Origin of the sequence: Pseudovibrio sp. POLY-S9 (assembly GCF_001431305.1) — a bacterium.
GTDB lineage: Bacteria > Pseudomonadota > Alphaproteobacteria > Rhizobiales > Stappiaceae > Pseudovibrio.
This window is the reverse complement of the sequence record NZ_LCWX01000228.1, coordinates 49,049-52,583: the sequence shown is the minus strand read 5'-3', so window position 1 is coordinate 52,583 and position 3,535 is coordinate 49,049. Positions and strand designations below refer to the sequence as shown.

General features: G+C 52.2%; 5 protein-coding genes. 1 reads left to right on the top strand and 4 read right to left on the bottom strand.

The window, feature by feature from the left end; all coding sequences use genetic code 11:
• Positions 1 to 123 precede the first annotated feature (123 nt).
• Entirely contained in the window at positions 124 to 414 is a 291-nt protein-coding gene (locus PPL9_RS22890) for a DUF1330 domain-containing protein (RefSeq protein ID WP_057464890.1), read from the top strand.
• Between the two features lie 12 nt (positions 415 to 426).
• On the opposite strand, the gene PPL9_RS22885 is transcribed toward PPL9_RS22890, so the two are convergent.
• The 4 genes from PPL9_RS22885 to PPL9_RS33605 form a co-directional block, all read right to left on the bottom strand.
• Positions 427 to 1,164: a class I SAM-dependent methyltransferase gene (locus tag PPL9_RS22885; protein WP_057464889.1), complete on the bottom strand. Its 738-nt coding sequence runs from the start codon at positions 1,162 to 1,164 to the stop codon at positions 427 to 429.
• A gap of 155 nt (positions 1,165 to 1,319) precedes the next feature.
• Entirely contained in the window at positions 1,320 to 1,868 is a 549-nt protein-coding gene (locus PPL9_RS22880; protein ID WP_208989569.1) for a hypothetical protein, read from the bottom strand.
• Between the two features lie 39 nt (positions 1,869 to 1,907).
• Entirely contained in the window at positions 1,908 to 3,227 is a 1,320-nt protein-coding gene (gene ribB / locus PPL9_RS22875; RefSeq protein WP_057464887.1) for a 3,4-dihydroxy-2-butanone-4-phosphate synthase, read from the bottom strand.
• Positions 3,228 to 3,313: 86 nt separating this feature from the next.
• The coding region (locus tag PPL9_RS33605; protein ID WP_208989568.1) for a hypothetical protein at positions 3,314 to 3,535 on the bottom strand (222 nt) is incomplete at its 5' end.

Here is a 3,535-nt window from a genome sequence, read left to right as displayed (position 1 = left end):
CTATTTCAGGAAGCGTCAGGGTAAAGGTCAGCCCTCGCCTAAAGATAACAATACTAAGTCCGCAGCATAATTTCCCAGAGCAAGCAAATCAGATAGGATCTTTTCCAATTACAGGAGAAGTATATGCCGGCTTACGTCATTGTTGATACAAAAATTGAAGATCCTGTCGCCTATGAAGATTACAAGGCTCAGGCTCGTCCTATTGCAGAGAGCTATGGCGGCGTTTATAGAGCGCGTGGCGGTGATATGGATGTGGTTGAGAGTGACTTATGGACACCACACCGTCTCGTCATCGTGGAATTTCCAAGCATGGAAAAGGCACAGGCGTTTTTGAGCTGTCCTGAATATGCTCCAGTTGCCAAAATCCGTCATGGCGCAGCTAAGTGTAGCCTGACAATTATCGATGGGGTGTAAGTTCTGGGAGCATTAGGTGCTCAGGCCACCACTGACGATAATGAAAGGTGCGGCATCATTCAGGTTGAGTGCTGACCAATCTCCATAGGAGGCTGTTGCCCGCAGGCCGACGGCTTCCAACAGGTCGCGGATATGATCGCGATGCACGAAGCGGCGCATGTTGTTTCTGGAGTAATGCTGCCCGTCGCTGTCGTAGTGGGTCTGCATGGACACGAGACCGTTTTTGTCTGGCCCTGCTGTGTCCTGCCACAGCGATACTCTTTGCCCTTCAACCGAGCGCACCAAAAGCGGTTTGCCTTTTTGACCCCACTTCTCCCATGGGCGCGCTTTCGGGTTTTCCATGCCGAATGCGAATTTGCCATTTGGTTTGAGGTGAGCAGCGATGGTTTGGAGGACGAGGATCTGGTCCGTGTTGGTTGCGAAGGCCTGGAAAGCATTGCCAGTGATGATGATGCGGTCGAACTTCTGATTGAGGTGCACCGTTCGGGCATCTGCCTCCAGCCACGTTACCGTCTCTGAGCGTTTAACAGCTTGTGCAATTTTCTTCGGATTTCGGTCAACACCAACAGTGTTTATACCTTGTCTGGAAAGCGCGTTGGACAGCGCACCTGTGCCGCATGCAATTTGCAAAACGCTTCCACCCGGCGTGCAAGCGAAGTTGAAAAGATAGTCATCATCTGCCCCCCAATCCTTATCCAGACTGGTAAAGCTGCATGTGTTTCCCTTTGTCTCCGTGCGGTTCAGCTGCATGATAATTGCCTTCCGGGTGCTGTCCTTCCTAATAAAAGTTAGGTTAAGAGTGTTAACGTCTTGTAACAGGATAAGCGGATTTGCGGCCAAACAAAGAATTCTGAGGTATTTAATCTGCTCAATGATTGTTTATAGATCAGTGTTGCAGAGAAACATCATTGCCCCCGCCAGAACTGTCTAGTTCTTTGCAAGAGGATCTCAGGGTCACACGCAAGGAGATGTAAATCCACTTCAAGTACTGGTGCGTTCGACTTGACTTGCTTCAAGCGCCAGTTCTTTCTCATGGCCCGTCGCGGCATAGACTGGGGCTCTCGCTTTACGAGGCAGTCGTCAATCGGGCCTTTGAGTTTGATGTGCAGCTGGTTGAATTCCATGGTGCGGACAGCTGTTTTGTAAAGGGAAAGCTCAGCAATTGCTGACCAACGCAGGACGCCAAGCCTTTCCAGATAGAGCCCGGTCTCATTGGCTGCGATTTGAGGGCGTTTATCGACGAAAGGGTAGTGCCAGTGAACGCTGAGAAAAACGGGTAGTGATGCCAATGCAGGGATCAGTGAACCGCTTACAATGCCCGTACCAAGAAGAGCTGCTCCGAGCAGCAGGCTACCGTAGACAACGGGCTCTCCCGTCCCTTTTCGATAGCCCAGTGTGAATGGTTCAGCCGAGCTTTGCTCTTCCTGCCATGGATCAAGATCAAACTGAGACATGCCCCCGCCACTTTCCATATTGCGCCGGAGGCCTGTTTTTTAGTCCGCCGGAGTTTCTGTTGCTTCAACTTTCAAGCCGAAGCCTTCAAGGCCAACATAGTGGCGCTCACGCGATGCAATAACCCGGATGGAATTGGCTCCCAGATCTTTCAGGATCTGCGCACCGAGACCAACTTCGCGCCAGTCCTCAGACCGGCCTTGAGCGGAATCGTGCTGCTCATGCTCAGCAGCTTCCAGATTATCACGATGACGGTTGGACTTGCTTGCGACGCCTACCGCACCTTCACGCAGGTAAACAATAATGCCTCGGCCTCGTTCCGCAAAGTCTTCCATGATTGCTTCCAGAGGTTTGGTTTGCCCAAACACATCATCCAGAACGTTTTCCAGATGAAGTCTGACCGGAATATCCTGACCATCACGCACATCGCCGTAAACCAGCGCCAAGTGGCCAACATTGTCGAACGGAGTAGAATACACGATGGCACGTGCTTTGCCTGCAGTGGTCTCTACATCGAACTCGTCGATACGGCTCACAAGGTTTTCATGACGCTGACGCCATGCGATGAGATCCGCGACAGAAACCATTTTCAGGTTATGCTCACGGGCGAAGTCTTCAACCTGCTCACCGCGCTTTACGGTGCCATCGTCGTTGACCAACTCACTGATGACGCCAACTTCCGGCAGACCAGTCAGTTTACACAGGTCTACCGCTGCTTCCGTGTGACCGGAGCGCATGAGGACGCCGCCCTCTTTTGCGACCAATGGGAAGATGTGGCCCGGACGGACGAAATCAGCTGCGCCAGCATTTGGATTGGCAAGGCCACGAACTGTTGCACAGCGCTGCTCAGCGGATATGCCTGTTGTCAGGCCTGGCGCATAGTCAACGGAGACGGTGAACGCCGTTGCCAGTGGAGCGTCGTTGTTGGCGACCATCGGCTCAAGGTGCAGGCGCTTTGCTTCTTTGAGCGTCATTGGAGCACACACGATCCCGGAGGTGTGGCGGATGATGAATGCCATCTGCTCAGGGGTGATCATGTTGGCTGCTACAATGAGATCACCTTCGTTTTCGCGATCATCATCGTCGGTTACAACAACCATCTCGCCGTTTTCGAAAGCGCGCAGGGCTTCGGCTACTCTTGTTTGAGACACGACGTACTCCTTGTTTTCTTTTAGTCCGAGAAAATCGTTGGGGGTCACCTGATGGCCCGTCGCTTCAGCGATTTTTTGGGCCATTTCTCGAGAAATCCATGCGCTTGGGTCGTTGCACAGAGCCGTTACAGATGCAGGAGACAAACCAGCGCGGCGTGCAAAGGCACTCCTGCTTTCACCAGCGTCTTCTAACCATTCAGTCAAGCGCATAATCCTAGCCCCTTGGCCTTGCAATTTTCAGTGATACTGAAATCGCGCTTTTGAACTCGGAAATCAAGGGGCAAATCGAAAAAAGCTTACCGCTTTCTACCTAGGTCGTATCTGTAGGTGATCTTGAGGTGAATAAACGGTTTGCGGCTTTGTGCGAACACGCTCGGTTGCATGCATTGGGCCTGCCCCGACTTCGCAAACTGATCAAACAAGCACTTAAAGCACCGCATGGCCTTCCATGCAGTGGTGGAACAGAATTCCCGAAAGTCGGGATGAGCAAGGCGGCAGGCAATACCTGCGCTGTTTGC

Excerpts from the sequence above, each read along its gene's own strand:
- PPL9_RS22890 (WP_057464890.1), top strand. The coding sequence starts at position 124 with ATGCCGGCTTACGTCATTGTTGATACAAAAATTGAAGATCCTGTCGCC.
- PPL9_RS22885 (WP_057464889.1), bottom strand. The coding sequence starts at position 1,164 with ATGCAGCTGAACCGCACGGAGACAAAGGGAAACACATGCAGCTTTACC.
- PPL9_RS22880 (WP_208989569.1), bottom strand. The coding sequence starts at position 1,868 with ATGTCTCAGTTTGATCTTGATCCATGGCAGGAAGAGCAAAGCTCGGCT.
- ribB (WP_057464887.1), bottom strand. The coding sequence starts at position 3,227 with ATGCGCTTGACTGAATGGTTAGAAGACGCTGGTGAAAGCAGGAGTGCC.